Source organism: Maricaulis sp. (genome assembly GCF_039978735.1).
Taxonomy (GTDB): Bacteria; Pseudomonadota; Alphaproteobacteria; order Caulobacterales; family Maricaulaceae; genus Maricaulis.
Map to the genome: position 1 here is coordinate 58,254 of NZ_JBDWAS010000035.1, position 15,300 is coordinate 73,553.

The following is a 15,300-nucleotide window of genomic DNA, read 5'->3' on the forward strand; positions in this document are numbered from 1 at the left end:
AAACAATTTCGACCTGCCCGATCTGGGCGCTGACGCGCAGCAGGTACCGGCGCCGGCGCCCACGCCGAAGGCCGACCAGATGCTGGAAGACGATGCGAAAAACGCCGCCGATCTGGCGCCGGTTTTCGATGTCCCGGTCAACATCTCGGCCGTGCTGGGCAAGGCCCATATCGACGTGAACTCGCTTCTGAAGCTCACTTCCGGATCGGTGGTCGAGCTGGACCGCAAGATCGGCGAAGCGATCGACATCTACGTCAACAACCGGCTAGTGGCCCGCGGCGAAGTCGTCGTGGTCGATGACCGGCTGGGCGTGACCATGACGGAAATCATCAAGGACGGGGACGCGGCCTAGGCCGCCTGAGGACGGAGTAACACCATGCGAATTCTGATAGTTGGCAGCCTCGGCGGGCAATTGCACACCGCCACCAAGATCGCCCTGGACCGGGGCGCCAAGGTCTCCCAGGTCGACACGATCGAACAAGCCACCGCGCACCTGCGCGCCGGTCGCGGCGCCGACCTGCTCATGGTCGACCTGTCGCTGGACGTCCAGGCCCTGATCGCCGCCAACGAGGCCGAGCGCATCTCCGTGCCGGTCGTCGCCTGCGGCGTGAATGTCCGTCCGGAAGCCGCTGCGGCCGCGATCCGCGCCGGCGCCAAGGAATTCATCCCGATGCCGCCGGACGCCGACCTGATCGCCGCCGTCCTGGAAGCCATCGCCGACGATGAACGCCCGATGATTGCCCGCGACCCGTCCATGCAGGCCGTCATCCACCTCGCCGACCGTATCGCCGCCTCCGACGCCTCCGTCCTCATCACGGGTGAAAGCGGCTCCGGTAAGGAAGTGATGGCGCGCTACGTCCACTCCAAGTCCAAGCGCGCTTCGGCCCCCTTCGTCTCCGTCAACTGCGCCGCGATCCCGGAAAACCTCCTGGAGTCGGAACTCTTCGGTCACGAGAAAGGCGCCTTCACCGGCGCGATTGCCCGCCGGGTGGGCAAGTTCGAGGAAGCCGATGGCGGCACGCTGCTGCTGGACGAAATCTCCGAGATGGACATCCGCCTGCAGGCCAAGCTGCTGCGCGCCATCCAGGAGCGCGAAATCGACCGTGTCGGCGGCACCAAGCCGGTCAAGGTGAACATCCGCATCCTGGCGACCTCGAACCGCGACCTGCGCAAGGCCGTGGCCGAAGGCATCTTCCGCGAAGACCTGCTGTTCCGCCTGAACGTCGTCAACCTGGCGCTGCCGCCGCTGCGCGAACGCCCTGCCGACATCCTGGCCCTGGCCGAGCACTTCACCAAGAAGTATGCCACCGCCAACGCCATTGAGGAGCGGCCGATCTCCGAGGCTGCAAAGACCCAGCTCCTGGCCCGCGAATGGACCGGCAACGTCCGTGAACTGGAAAACGCCATGCACCGCGCGGTGCTGCTGGCATCCGGCCGCGAGATTACGCCGGACGCGATCCGCATGCCGGACGGTTCGGCCTTCACCGGTTCGGGCAACAGTGTCGCCCGCCAGGCCGCCGATGCCGCGCAATCGGTACAGACCGACATGATCGGCCGCACCGTGGCCGAGGTGGAACAGGACCTGATCCTCAACACGCTCGACCATTGCCTGGGCAACCGGACCCATGCCGCCAACATTCTCGGCATCTCGATCCGCACCCTGCGCAACAAGCTGAAACTCTACTCGGACCAGGGCGTGGATATTCCCGCACCCAACCAGCCCGTAACCGGCGCCTCCGTAGCCTGATTGGACTAGATCGTGGTCGACACCGCAGCATCCGAAACCGCCGCATCCAATGCGGGCGGATTTGATACCCGCGCCTTCCTGAACCGCGTCATGCGCGGCGACGTGGCGCTGGCCGTGGGCATTCTCGCCATCCTGGTGATGCTGCTCCTGCCCATGCCCCGCATGCTGCTGGACTTCTCGCTAGCCATCTCCATCTCGGTGTCGGTGCTGGTGTTGATGACCGCACTCTTCATCAAGAAGCCGCTGGAATTCTCGGCCTTTCCGGCGGTGCTGCTGATCACGACCCTCTTGCGTCTGGGCCTGAATATCGCCTCGACGCGCCTCATCCTGTCGCGCGGCCATGAAGGCACCAATGCGGCCGGCGAGGTGATCGAGGCCTTCGGCGCTTTCGTCATGCAGGGCAATGTCGTTATCGGCGTGATCGTGTTCTCGATCCTGGTGATCGTGAACTTCGTCGTCATCACCAAGGGTTCCGGCCGGATCGCGGAAGTCGCGGCCCGCTTCACCCTCGACGCCATGCCCGGCAAGCAGATGGCCATCGACGCCGATCTGTCTGCCGGCCTGATCAATGAAGACGAGGCGCGCAAGCGGCGCTCCGAGCTGGAAGGCGAAAGCAATTTCTTCGGCGCCATGGACGGTGCCTCGAAATTCGTGCGCGGCGATGCCATGGCCGGCCTGATGATCACGGCGATCAACCTGATCGGCGGTATCATCATCGGTGTCGTGCAGTCGGGCATGTCCTTCCCGGACGCCGCCAGCGCCTACTCCACCCTGACGATCGGCGACGGCCTGGTCTCCCAGATCCCCGCCCTGATCATTTCCGTGGCTGCGGGCCTGCTCGTCTCCAAGGCCGGTGTCGACGGCGAAGCCGACAAGGCCGTGTTCGGCCAGCTGACCGCCAACCCGCAAGGTCTGGGCCTGGTTTCCGGCGTTGCCCTGATGGTCGGCATCCTGCCCGGCATGCCCTTCCTGCCCTTCGCCCTGATGGCGGCCGGTGCCGGTTCCCTGGCCTGGATGAATCGCGACATCGTCGAACGCAAGGCGCGCGAAGAGGAAGAGGCGAAGGCCGGCAAGGTTGCCGAAGAGGCCGCGAGCAAATCCAGCGGCGATGCGCCGATCGAGGAAAGCCTGGCCATCGACGAGCTGAAGATCGAGCTGGGCTATGGCCTGCTGCCGCTGATCAATGATGTCGACGGCCGCAAGCTGACCGACCAGATCAAGGCACTGCGCCGTTCGCTGGCCGAGGAGATGGGCTTTGTCACGCCGGCGGTCCGCATCGTCGACAACATGGCGCTGGGCAATAACGAGTACACGATCCGCATCAAGGAGCTGGAAGCCGGCCGCGGCGAGCTGCGCCTGCACAAGCTGCTGGTCATGGATCCGGCCGGCCTGCCGATCGATATGCCCGGCGAGCACGTGAAGGAGCCCACTTTCGGCCTGCCCGCGACCTGGATCGACGAAGGCATGCGCGAGGAAGCGACCTTCCGCGGCTACACCATTGTCGAACCGGCCGCCGTCCTGGTGACGCACCTGACCGAGCAGCTGCGCGAGAACATGGCGGACCTGCTGTCCTATGCCGAAGTCGAGAAGCTGATCGACAAGCTGTCGAAGGAACACAAGAAGCTGGTCGACGATATCGCGCCGGCACAGATCAGCCGCGCCGGCATCCAGCGCGTCCTGCAATCGCTGATCCGCGAGCGTGTCTCCATTCGCGACCTGTCCACGATCATGGAAGGCATCGCCGAAGCGAGCGCCACGACCCAGCATCTCGATGCGATCGTCGAACACGTCCGTACGCGTCTGGCCCGGCAGATCTGCCACGCCAACAAGTCCTTCGACGGCAACCTGCCTGTTCTGGCCCTCGGGCCGCAATGGGAACAGGCCTTCATTGAGTCGCTGATCGGCGAGGGTGACCGCAAGCAGCTTGCGCTCGCGCCCTCCAAACTGCACGATTTTGTCGCCGCGATCAGAAACTCTTTTGAAACCGCATCAGCACAGGGTCAGGTTCCTGTACTGCTGACGAGCCCGATGATTCGTCCGTATGTGCGCTCCCTGGTGGAACGTTTCCGCCCGCAGACGGTGGTGATTTCGCAGAACGAGATCCACCCCAGCGCACGTCTGAAGACTCTGGGCCATGTCGGCTGACCGGCCGGAACCCCCTTGTGAATTGAACCAACCATGCGCCTGAAAACCTTCTCTGCCCCGTCCCTGACCCAGGCCATGGCCGATGTGCGCCGTGAAATGGGTCCGGATGCGGTGATCATTGCGACATCCGACGCGCCCGGCGGCGGTGTGCAGGTGCGTGCTGCGGCCGAGACGGCCTATGTCCGCGAACCGGCCGAACCGGTGCGTGAACGCTCCGAGCGGCTGCATGCCGAAGCCGAGATCGAACGCGGGATGCGTGAGGACAGTGATCTGGACCGGGTTATCCGGGCGCTCGGGTTTCACCGCACACCCGGTAGCGCAGCGCAGGCCCTGATCCGCGCGGCCCACGATCTGTCGGACGGCCAGGCAGTGGCCCGCCTCGCCCACGCGATCGAGAGCCGCTACACCTTCCAGCCGCTGCCGGCCGTGCCCGAGCATGCACTGCTGTTCGCGGGCACGCCAGGTGTCGGCAAGACTTCGGCGCTCGCGAAAACAGCGGCACGTGCGATCACTGCCGGCGCCAAACCCACCCTGATCTCGTGCGACGGCGAGCGCGCCGGCGCCGACGAGCGGCTGCGGGCCCTGGCCAAGCGCATGGGCGCCGAATTCCGCACCGCCGACGATCCGCGTGAAATGATCGATGCGGTCGCCGAGATTGACGGCCCGGTCCTGATCGACAGCCCGGCGGTGAACCCGTTCGAGCTGGACGATCTGGACATGACGCTCGCTTTCGCCGACTCTGCGGGGGCTGAAATCATCTATGTCTTCGATGCCGGGCTGACCCCCGAAGACGCCGAGGATGCCGCATCGCTGTTCGCCTCGATCGGCGCCAGCCGCTGCATCCCGGTAAAGCTCGATACCAGCCGGCGCCTCGGTGCGATCCTGGGCGTTGGTGAAACCGGGCTGGCCTTTGCCCAGATCTCCTCCACCCCCTTCATCGGGGGCGGACTGGCCCCGGCCACGCCGCTGCGGCTGGCCCGGGTTCTCATCGAAGACCGTGACACCCCGTTCGAAGAGGCGGACCAATGAAGCTCGCATCCGCGCCGCAAGACCGCTCCGCAGGCCGCATCCTGGCCATTGCCTCCGGCAAGGGCGGGGTCGGCAAGACCGCGTCCGCAATCGGCATGGCCCATGCCTTCTCGCAGATGGGCGAACGGGTCCTGCTGGTCGATGGCGATCTGGGCATGGCGAATATCGACGTCCAGCTGGGTCTCCAGCCTGCCGCCGACATCACCAGCGTACTCAACGGCAAGGTTTCCCTGACCGACGCGGTTGGGCCGGCCTTCGGCGGCTCCCAGAAGCGCGGCGGTTTCGATGTGATCTCCGGCCGCTCCGGCTCCGGCGCCCTGGCCAATCTGGCCGGGCCCGGCCTGACCAAGCTGGCCTCGGGCGTCGCCGCGCTCGCCCTCTCCTATGATCGCGCCATCCTGGACCTCGCCGCCGGCGCCGACCGCGCGACGGTACGACTGGCGCTGACGGCAGACGATGTGGTGATCGTCATCAATGACGAGCCCACCTCGCTGACCGATGCCTACGCCTTTGTGAAAACGCTGCGCCTGCACGACGACGGCGCCGCGCCGCTGGTCGTCGTCAACAACGCGCCGGACATGATCACCGCGCGCGAGGCTTTCGGTGCCTTCAAGAAGACCTGCGAGGCCTTCCTCAGCTTCACGCCGACACTGGCCGGTATCGTACGGCGGGACGTCAACGTGCCGGCGGCGATCCGCAATCAGACCTGCGTATCCGTTCGCGCTCCGGCCTGCGATGCAGCCAAGGATCTGCAGGCACTTGCAGGATCACTCGCGCGCGGCAAAGAAGCGGCCTAAACTGTCTCCCGGACGTAAGCGTAGGGGAGCGCTTGGGGGATGTACGAGACGTTTGGAGACCGGCTGGCCTCCGGCTTTACCGGTTTTGACTGGTGGCTGCTGATTGTCCTGTCGCTGGTGGCGGCACTGATCATGCGCAAATGGCCGCAATGGCCGGCGGCGGCTGCCATTGCCTTCTTCGCAGACGCGGCGGCGCCCTTCTTCTACCGCTGGGCAACCGGCGTTCCGCCTGACTTCGCTTTTGATTTCGCGATTTCCAGGCTCGACGAACGCGGCGGTATCGTCGTCCTGCTCCGCCTCGCCCTGTATATGATCGCCATCGGCGGCATTTTCTGGGTGAAGCGGAAATACGGGCGCAAGTGAGCCGCCCTGCACCTTCGCGCACCATTATTCGAATACCCGATAAGCGATATTCGCCTCATCGATTGGCGGAATGCCGTCGCCTGTCCCACCTGTCCCGCAGCCAGCCGCCTGGCCGCCAAGACGAGGGAAATGCGATGAGGACTGCCAAACCGGCCTGACGGCCCCGGCCCCTGCGGGCCACCCCCACCAAATCGAAACACTGGACAGCGGACGCCCGGGCGTCCCGCCGGGTCGTCCTGCGCGACCCCGGCATGAGACCGCATGCGCGAAAGGACCCGAAATGGGCGCTATCAGAAATCGCACGGACATGTTTGCGACGGCCCTCGCCGAAGCCATGATCCGCTGGCGCTGGATTGTCATCCTCGCCACAATCCTGGCTACGGTCGGTTTTGCCATGGGCATGCCGCGCCTGGCCTTCGACACCAACTACCGGGCCTTCTTCTCGGACGAGAACCCGGAGCTCGCCGCCTTCGAAAACTTCCAGGCCACCTATACCAAGAACGACAATTTCCTGATCGTGGTCCGGCCGGCCGACGGCAATGTCTTCAGCCAGACAACCCTTGCCGCAGTCGAAGAGATCACCGAAGCGGGCTGGCAGGTCCCGTACGCGATCCGCGTCGATTCCATCACCAACTTCCAACACACCTGGGCCGACGGCGACAATCTGATTGTCGAGGATCTGGTTCGCGATGCGCATGCGCTCAGCGACACCGAACTGTCCGAGCGCAGCGCCGTCGCCCTCAATGAGCCGCTTCTGCGCAACCAGCTGATCACCGAGGACGCGAGCGTCACCGCGATCAACATCGTGCTCCAATATCCCGAAGAGAGCGCGATGGAAGTACCTGAGGCCGTCGCCGTCGTCCGCGCGCTGCGCGACCGGATCGAGGCCGACTATCCGGACATCGATATCGCCCTGTCGGGCGTGTCCATGATGAATAACGCCTTCATGGAGTCCGGGATGGGCGACATGGCGAAGCTGATCCCGCTGATGTACCTCGTTCTGCTGGCCATCATGATGGTCGCGATCCGGTCGGTTAGCGGCACCATTGCGACGCTGTTCCTGATCCTGTTCTCGTCGATCGTGTCGATGGGGTCGGCCGGCTTCCTGGCGATAGGACTGACGCCGGTGTCAGCGTCGGCACCGACCATCGTACTGACGCTCGCCATCGCGGACTCGATCCACATTCTCATGTCGATGCGCCAACGCATGCGTGACGGCCTGCCCAAGCGCGACGCCATCGTGGATGCCGTGCGGACCAACTTCCTGGCCGTCACGATCACCTCGCTGACGACAATCATCGGCTTCATGGCGCTGAACCTGTCCGACGCACCGCCCTTCGGGCATCTCGGCACGATGACGGCGATCGGTATTGCCGCCGCCTGGCTGCTTTCGATCACCTTCCTGCCGGCCATCGTCAGCGTGCTGCCGATGAAAGCGGCACCGCGCAAGTCCGACGGCAAGGACGCGACCGCCCGCATGGGCCAGCTGGCCGGCTTCGTCACCCGGCACAGCCGGGGCGTGCTGATCGCGTCGGCAGCCGCCAGTGCTGTACTGATCGCGCTGATCCCGACGATCGAGTTCAACGACCAGTGGGTGAATTACTTCTCGCCATCGCTCGAAGTCCGTCAGGATAATGACACGGCGCTGGAGTATTTCGGCCTCTACCCGATCGAGTTCTCGGTCCCGGCCGACGGCGCCGGCGGTGTGTCGGACCCGGTGTATCTGGAGCGGCTCGACGCCTTCGCCAGCTGGGCGCGGCAGCAAGATGGCGTGACCCACGTCTATTCCATCACCGACATCATGCGGCGCCTGAACCGCAACATGCACGAGGACGATCCGGCCTATTTCCGCATCCCGGACGACCGCAGCCTCGCAGCGCAATACCTGCTGCTCTACGAACTCTCCCTGCCCTACGGCTTGGATCTCAACGACCGCATCAATATCGACAAGTCGGCCACCCGCATGACGGTGACGCTGGATAATGTCACGACGCAGGAGACCAAGGACTTCCTGGACGCGGCCGAAGCCTGGCTTGCCGAGAATACGCCGGACTACATGCATACGTCCGCAACCGGCGCGCAGGTGATGTTCGCCTATGTCGCCGAGCGCAATGTCAACTCGATGATCTCGGGCAATATCATCGCCATCCTGGCCATCGGCCTGGTCATGGTGATGGCGCTGCGCTCCTTCCGCCTCGGCCTGCTGAGCCTGATCCCCAACACTCTGCCCATTCTCACGACGTTCGGGACCTGGGCGCTGCTGGTGGGCACGGTGGGCTTCTCCGTCGCCGCAGTCGGTGCCGTCTCGCTCGGCATCGTCGTCGACGACACTGTCCACTTCCTCACCAAATACCGGCGGGCCCGCATGGAGCGCGGCGCCTCGACCGCCGAAGCCATCCGCTATGCCTTCGAGACCGTCGGCATGGCGGTGGTGATCAACACCATCATCCTGGCGGCCGGCTTCGCCGTGCTCGCAATGTCCACCTTCAAGCTCAATGCCGACATGGGACTTCTGACCGCCCTGGCGATCGTCTTCGCCCTGGTACTCGACTTCCTGCTCTTGCCGGCCCTGCTGGTCGAGCTGTCCAAGCTGACCGCCCCCAAGACCCAATCCGGAGAAAAGTCCAATGAAGACCGTGACTACCAACCTGTGGCGTAACGCCCTTCTGGCGACGGCGGCCTTCGCCGCCATCGCCACCCCTTCCGCGATCGCGCAAGATATCGACCTGCCCGACTGGGTCGACAGTGACAGCGAGCGCCAAGGCTATGAGATCGCCATGCGCTCGGACAATTCCGACAATGGTTTCGGCGACAGCCGCGTGGAGGCCCGCATGGTGCTGCGCAATGCCGCCGGCCAGGAAACCAGCCGCGAGCTGAGCTTCCAGACGCTCGAGCGCGCAGACAACACGGCCGGCGACAAGTCGATCGTTGTGTTCCACACGCCAGCGGATGTGGAGGGAACGGCGCTTCTCTCGCACGCCCGCATTCTCGAACCGGACGATCAATGGCTCTACCTGCCGGCGCTGGCGCGCGTGCGCCGCATCTCCTCGGCCAACAAGTCCGGCCCGTTTGTCGGCTCCGAGTTCGCATTCGAGGATTTCACGGCGGTCGAGCTGAACAAGTACGAGCACAATTACGTCTCGTCCGGCGACATCGAGGTGGGCGGCGAGACGATGGCGGTCGATATCGTCGAACGCTTCCCGCGCTACGAGAACTCCGGCTATTCGCGCCAGGTCTCCTATATCGACCAGGACGTCTACCAGATCCGGCGGATCGAGTTTTTCGACCGCCGCGGCGATCTCCTCAAGACGCTCGATCTGGCCGACTACCGCGAGTACGGCGATGGCATCTGGCGGGCACATGCCCTGACGATGACCAATCACCAGACCGGCAAGTCCACCGAGCTGGTCTACAGCGACTACGAATTCGGCGTCGGTCTTTCCGACAATGACTTCGTGCGCGGCGTTCTGGAACGCCAGTACTGACCCCGTCTGCGCGGGCTCCTGCCGCCCCGCCTGAGCCCGTGCCCGGCCGCAGCTGCGCCAATGCCCAACCGGCGCAGCTGCGGCGCTTACCAGTCAACGAGACTTTCCGATGCTTCCTTCCCTGCGAACCTTGCGCTCGCTTGCTCTTCCCGCGCTGATCCTTGCGGCCGTAATCGTCCTCGCCCAGTCGACAGCCCACGCCCAGGGCTGGGATGCGGGCGGTTCGGCCGGTGTCGAGACCCGTATCTTCCTGGACGACCCGGCCTGGCCCGGACAGGCGGACGATGTGCAGTCATCGATCATCCTGGAAGGCGATTTTCGCTGGCGCAGCGCGGATCGCCGGCATCAGCTGGTCGTGGTGCCCTGGGCCCGGATCGACAGCACCGACGAGGAGCGTACCCATGCCGATCTGCGGGAGGGATTTTACCGCTACATAGGTGACACATTCACGCTCGAAACCGGCCTCATAAAGGTGTTCTGGGGTGTCACTGAGTCACGTCATCTGGTGGACATCATCAACCAGACCGACCTCGTCGAGGACTCCGACGGCGAGGACAAGCTGGGCCAGCCCGCCCTTCGTCTGACGAGTCAGCGCGACTGGGGGCGGCTGGAATTTTTCGTGCTGCCCGGCTTCCGCGAGCGGACTTTCCCGGGGCGGGACGGACGGCTGCGCGGTCCGCTGCCGGTGACGGAGGCGCCGCTCTATGAACATGCCGACGAGGAACGCCATATCGATCTGGCGGCGCGGTGGAGCCATTTCCTGGGAGACTGGGATCTCGGCCTGGCGGCCTTTCACGGCACCGACCGGGAGCCTGTTTTCACCGTATCGGACAGCGGCGACAGCCTGCATCCGCTCTACCGGATCATCACCCAGGTCTCGGCCGATGTGCAGCTGACGCGCGGGCCCTGGCTGTGGAAGGGCGAAGCGATTGTCCGCGAGGGACAGGGCGACACGTTCGGCGCGTTTTCCGGCGGGCTGGAATATACCTTCTACGGCATTACGGCGTCCGGTGCCGATTTGGGCGTGCTGGCCGAGTATCACCTCGACGGACGGGACAGCGATCCCGCCATCGCGCCGCCGACCGCTTTCGACAATGATATCTTCCTCGGCGGACGGCTGGCGCTGAACGATATCAACGACACCTCCATCCTCGGCGGGGCGGTGATCGATACGGAAAATGGCTCGACCGCAGCCCTGATCGAAGCGGAGCGCCGTTTCGGCTCCTATATATTCCTGGAACTCGAAGGGCGGTTTACGCTCAATGTGGACGAACGGGACGCCCTTTTTCCGGCCGACCGCGACGATGCGCTCACCCTTCGCCTGACCCGGCACTTCTAACGCCGGGCGAAGCGAGAGGCGCAAAGGATGGCCATCATGTCGCTCAAGCATGTCGATCTGAATCTGCTGATCACCTTCGAGGCGCTCTGGCACGAACGCAATGTGACGCGGGCGGCGCGGCGGCTGAACGTGTCGCAGCCGACCGTGTCGAATGCGCTGGCGCGCCTGCGCTCGGCGTTCGGCGACCAGCTCTTCATGCGCTCGCCGCGGGGGATCGAACCCACCGAACGCTGTGTCGAGATCATCAAGGATGTTCGCGAGGCGCTGCGGCATATCGAGCAGGCCCTCGACAGCGGCCCGGCCTTTGATCCGCGCCTGTGCCGGCGGGAATTCCGGATCGGCAGTGCGGACTATTTCGACCTGTTCATCCTGCCCGGCCTGATGGCGCACATGGCCGTGGAGGCGCCCCAGATCGATCTGCGCCTGCGCTCGCCCGATCTTGATGAGGGGCTGGACATGCTCGACGCCGGGGAGCTCGATTTCCTGCTGCACAAGGAAGCGCCGGCGGCCAAACGCTTCGGCGTCAAAACGGTGATGCAGGACCTGCATGCCTTCACGGTGCGCTCGGACCACCCCCGGGTCCGCACCATGCCGGACATCGGACTTTTCGCGGATCTCGCGCACGTGAATTTCTCGCAGCGCGGCGATTCGGAGTCGCACGTGGACGAGACCCTGGCCCGGATGGGCTTTCGCCGCCGCGTCGCCGTGACGACACAGCATATGGGCACGGTTGCGCACCTGGTGCGGACGACCGATCTGGTTGCCACCGTGCCGGGCCGGCTCGCCAGGAAGATGGTGGATGAAGGCGGCATCACCGCCTACCCCCTGCCCTTCGAGATCGCCTGCGTGCCGATCGCGCTTTACTGGAACCGCCGCTTCGAACTGGACGGCGCGACACGCTGGATGCGTGACGCGCTCGTCCGGTTCTGTCAGTCGGTGCCGCCGGCCGCCCTGCCTTTCGAGCAGAACCGCCCGCGCGAAGTCGTCGCCGCCCGGTAGACTTATTCGACAACCGTGATCTGGCTGTTCAGCAGGGTCTCGGCTTCGGCATAGGCCTCTTCAGCCGTGGCGATGCCGAACAGGACACGCTGGCCTGCCTCGAGCACCGGCCCGTAGAGCAGTGTGCCTTCCGCATCGTCCTCGATGTGGAAGCCCTGCGTGCCGGTTTCCAGATTGTCGAAATAGCCGCGCACCATCGCCCAGTAATCTTGCGTCGCAGCCCAGTAGTCGTGAGCGGCCCGGTCATTGCTCAGATCGGTATTGCGATAGGTGTTCACGCCGATCTCGCGCACGAGCTCGTGGACCGCGCCATCCTCTTCGACGACAAGCTTGGAATTGTCCTGCTCGTGGGTCCAGCCCCACGGCATGACGGTGTGGCGGTTCACGGCTGCAATGACGTCATAGTCGTCACGCGTGGTGTCGTCGCGGCGCGGCAGCGGACGCCAGGAGACCGGCGGCTCCCAGGTCGAAACGCCATCGGCATCATGGGTCCAGGGCGCGACCGCGGCATAGCGCGGGCTGTCATCGACCTGGTAGACGGTCTGCGACCAGGCACCGGCGGCTTCGGCAGCGGGAACCGCTTCAACGGTCCAGTCGTCATGCCCCTGGAAGGCCAGCACGGTTTCCGGCTCGTAGCGCCAGTCCTGGCGCCAGTGCTTGACGATGAAGGGCTCTTCCTCCGCTCCCACGATCAGAAGGTGCTGAAGCATGATGAAGTCGCCGGTATCCTCGACGACGATCACGACCTCGCGGGCCGGTGTCAGCTTGGGCTCGGCCAGTTCATAACCGTCAGCGACCGGCACCGTCTCACGGAAATCGAACGTCACCGCGTATTCGCCCTGCATCGCCAGGATCGCCGCGCGGTCCTGCTCGTAAAGAGCGCGCGAGCGTTCCGGCATTTGCGCGACAGCCGCGGTCTCCCCGCCAGCTGCAGTGTTCGTGGTGGCGCAGCCGCCGGCCGTCAGTACGGCCGCAACGGCAGCAAGATAGGCGATCTTCATGAAAACCCTCATCCATCAGACGTGCCCGAAGGCACAGGCATGTTTCTAAGAAGAATTCTCACTTGCAATCTCAAAAAGCAAGAGGCAGAACACGAGCAACTGATAATCATTCGCACTTAGGGACATCGAAATGAAAACCGTGTTGCTTGCCGGCGTTGCCGCCTTTGCCCTCACCGCTCCGGGCCTGACCCAGGATGCAGACGCAACGAATGCCGATGCCGATGTCATCGTGGTCGAAGCGACCTACACGAAGCTGGACGCGTTCGTTTATCCCGGCATGACGGCCTCCATCGACGCGGAAGCGCTGGATCTGCGACGCCCGGCCGATCTCGACGATCTGCTGCGTTCCATGCCCGGCCTCGACGTTGCCGGCGGCCCGCGCCGCACCGGCCAGACGATCGCGCTGCGCGGTCAGGGACGGGAAAACACCACGCTGCTGCTCGATGGCGCCCGCCAGAATTATTCCTCCGGCCATGACGGTGTCTTCTTTATCGACCCGGCCCTGCTGGTGGGCGTCGAAGCGGTGCGCGGCCCGGCATCGGCGATCTACGGATCCGGCGCATCGGGCGGTGTCGTCTCCTTCCGCACGGCCAGCGCCCACGATCTGCTGGATGACGGCGAAAGCTGGGGCTATTCCCTCGGCGCCGGTTACCGGTCGGTGGACGAGGAAACCCGCGGCTCTGCCAGCGTGTATGGCCGCGCCGGCACGGCAGACTTCCTGGCCTCCATCTCCGCCCGTTCCTCCGGCGATATCAGTCTGGGGTCCGGCAATGACCTGCCGGCCGACGACGAATCCTTCTCCAGCCTGATCAAGATCGGCAATGATTTCGGCGACGGTCTGCGTGCCGAGCTGAGCTGGCAGAGTCTTTCGGGCGATGTGACTGAACCCAATAATGGCCAGGGCAATGCCGGTGTCGACCCGCTGAACGCCCTCGTCGACAAGGACATCACGGCCGACAATCTGACGCTTACCGCCGTGATCGCGCCGAGCACGATCGACTGGCTGGACCTGGAACTGACGGTCTACCGCAATGAAACCGGCGTCGACGAACGCGAGACGATCTCCGGCCGGCAATTGCGCCGCGATCTGGAAACCGTCGGTATTCGCGGCGACCAGCGTTTCGAATTCAATCTGGGTGCCTATGAGGCCGGCCTGACCGTTGGCGGTGAATACTATGAAGACAGCCAGGACGGGTTCGACAGCTCCGATCCGGACGGCACGCGTGGCGGCGCTCCCGATGCCGACAGCCAGTTCACGGCGGGCTGGGCCCAGCTTGAACTCGACGGCCCGGCGCCCTTCGGCCTGCCCGGCCGCGTGATCGTTCTGCCGGGCGTGCGCTATGACGAGTTCGAGACCTCGACACCGTCCAGCGCCGCCGTGTCGAACGACGCCGTTTCGCGGCGTCTGGGCCTGACCTATGCGCCGGTCGATACATTCAACGTCTTCGTCAGCTGGGGCGAGGCTTTCCGCGCACCGTCGATCAATGAGCTCTATCTGGACGGCACGCACTTCTCCTTCCCGCACCCGATCCTCGGCGCCCCGATCTTCGTGTCGAACAATTTCATCGCCAATCCGGACCTGCTGCCCGAAGAAACCGAAACCCTGGAAATCGGTTTCGGTGTCGATCTGGCGGACCGTGTCGGCGTCGACCGGCTGGACCTGCGCGCCTCCTGGTACGAGACCGAAGCGGAAAACCTGATCGACCTGTCGGTCGACTTCGCCTTCGACGGCAGCTGCTTCGCGCCGCCCTTCCTGCCCTGTACGGCCGGCACGACGCAGAGCAGCAATGTGGGTTCGGCAGACCTGTCGGGCTATGAAATCCAGGCGAGCTTTGCCGAAGGCCCCTTCTCGCTCGATGCGTCTCTGACGGGGATCGATGGCAAGGATGCCCAGTCGGGCGATCCGATCGGGTCGCTGGCCCCGACGCGTCTGTTCGTCGACGGCCGCTGGAGCTTTGACCAGTACCGCCTGATCCTGGGCGGCCGCATCGAGGCGGCCGGCGAGTATGACGAACCGCTGGATCCGGCCGAGCACCGTGCCGGCTATGTCGTGACGGATGTCTATGCCCGCTGGCGGCCATTTGCCGAGCACGGGCTGAGCCTGAATGCCGGCGTCGAGAACCTGCTGGACCACGACTATGACCGCGTCTTCGCCGGCGTCAGCGAGCCGGGCCGTTCGGTCCGCTTCGATATCGGCTGGACGCAAAGCTTCTAGAGCATTTCCAGCGAAAGTGGGGACCGGTTTCGCGGTTCGGAAATGCGACCACAAGCACTCAAGAGGAAGGCGGCCTCCCCGGCCTTCCTCTCAATGTCTCCCGGCCGTTCCGGCCAGGGGAACCTCGTAGGTGGGAAACTACGAACTCATTGGTCCCGGTCTTCTTCAAGGCCGGGACCT

12 protein-coding genes are annotated in these 15,300 nt (G+C 64.7%); 11 read left to right on the forward strand and 1 reads right to left on the reverse strand.

The window, feature by feature from the left end:
- Positions 1-79: 79 nt before the first annotated feature.
- The 10 genes from fliN to ABJO18_RS09380 all read left to right on the forward strand — a co-directional run bounded on the left by fliN (position 80) and on the right by ABJO18_RS09380 (position 11,904).
- Complete coding sequence (gene fliN / locus ABJO18_RS09335; protein ID WP_348509235.1) at positions 80-352, forward strand: flagellar motor switch protein FliN; 273 nt, start codon at positions 80-82, stop codon at positions 350-352.
- A gap of 24 nt (positions 353-376) precedes the next feature.
- Complete coding sequence (locus ABJO18_RS09340; RefSeq protein ID WP_291883203.1) at positions 377-1,747, forward strand: sigma-54 dependent transcriptional regulator; 1,371 nt, start codon at positions 377-379, stop codon at positions 1,745-1,747.
- Between the two features lie 90 nt (positions 1,748-1,837).
- On the forward strand, positions 1,838-3,892 hold the full coding sequence (flhA, locus tag ABJO18_RS09345; protein WP_348509236.1) for a flagellar biosynthesis protein FlhA: 2,055 nt from the start codon (positions 1,838-1,840) through the stop codon (positions 3,890-3,892).
- Positions 3,893-3,925: 33 nt separating this feature from the next.
- Positions 3,926-4,921, forward strand: coding sequence for a flagellar biosynthesis-like protein (FlhF) (locus ABJO18_RS09350; RefSeq protein ID WP_348509228.1), 996 nt, complete (start codon positions 3,926-3,928; stop codon positions 4,919-4,921).
- On the forward strand, positions 4,918-5,718 hold the full coding sequence (locus ABJO18_RS09355) for an AAA family ATPase (RefSeq protein ID WP_348509229.1): 801 nt from the start codon (positions 4,918-4,920) through the stop codon (positions 5,716-5,718). Before ABJO18_RS09350 ends, ABJO18_RS09355 begins: the two co-directional genes overlap by 4 nt.
- Positions 5,719-5,757: 39 nt before the next feature.
- A complete protein-coding gene (locus ABJO18_RS09360) occupies positions 5,758-6,081 on the forward strand; it encodes a hypothetical protein (protein WP_271185661.1) in 324 nt (107 codons plus the stop codon).
- A 280-nt stretch (positions 6,082-6,361) separates the two neighbouring features.
- Positions 6,362-8,740, forward strand: a complete 2,379-nt coding sequence (locus ABJO18_RS09365; RefSeq protein WP_348509230.1) for an MMPL family transporter — start codon at positions 6,362-6,364, stop codon at positions 8,738-8,740.
- Positions 8,709-9,566: an outer membrane lipoprotein-sorting protein gene (locus tag ABJO18_RS09370; RefSeq protein WP_348509231.1), complete on the forward strand. Its 858-nt coding sequence runs from the start codon at positions 8,709-8,711 to the stop codon at positions 9,564-9,566. The genes ABJO18_RS09365 and ABJO18_RS09370 overlap by 32 nt, the downstream gene beginning before the upstream one ends.
- A gap of 109 nt (positions 9,567-9,675) precedes the next feature.
- Positions 9,676-10,905 (forward strand): hypothetical protein, encoded by a 1,230-nt coding sequence (locus ABJO18_RS09375; RefSeq protein WP_348509232.1) that lies wholly within the window; start codon positions 9,676-9,678, stop codon positions 10,903-10,905.
- Between the two features lie 36 nt (positions 10,906-10,941).
- The gene (locus ABJO18_RS09380) at positions 10,942-11,904 is read left to right on the forward strand and encodes a LysR family transcriptional regulator (protein ID WP_348509233.1); all 963 of its coding nucleotides are present in this window, start codon (positions 10,942-10,944) and stop codon (positions 11,902-11,904) included.
- 2 nt (positions 11,905-11,906) lie between these two features.
- Here ABJO18_RS09380 and ABJO18_RS09385 read toward each other — a convergent pair whose 3' ends face one another.
- On the reverse strand, positions 11,907-12,905 hold the full coding sequence (locus ABJO18_RS09385; RefSeq protein ID WP_348515854.1) for a DUF6607 family protein: 999 nt from the start codon (positions 12,903-12,905) through the stop codon (positions 11,907-11,909).
- 130 nt (positions 12,906-13,035) lie between these two features.
- On the opposite strand from ABJO18_RS09385, the gene ABJO18_RS09390 reads away from it, so the two are divergent.
- Entirely contained in the window at positions 13,036-15,120 is a 2,085-nt protein-coding gene (locus ABJO18_RS09390; protein WP_348507381.1) for a TonB-dependent receptor, read from the forward strand.
- The last annotated feature ends 180 nt before the right edge of the window (positions 15,121-15,300 follow it).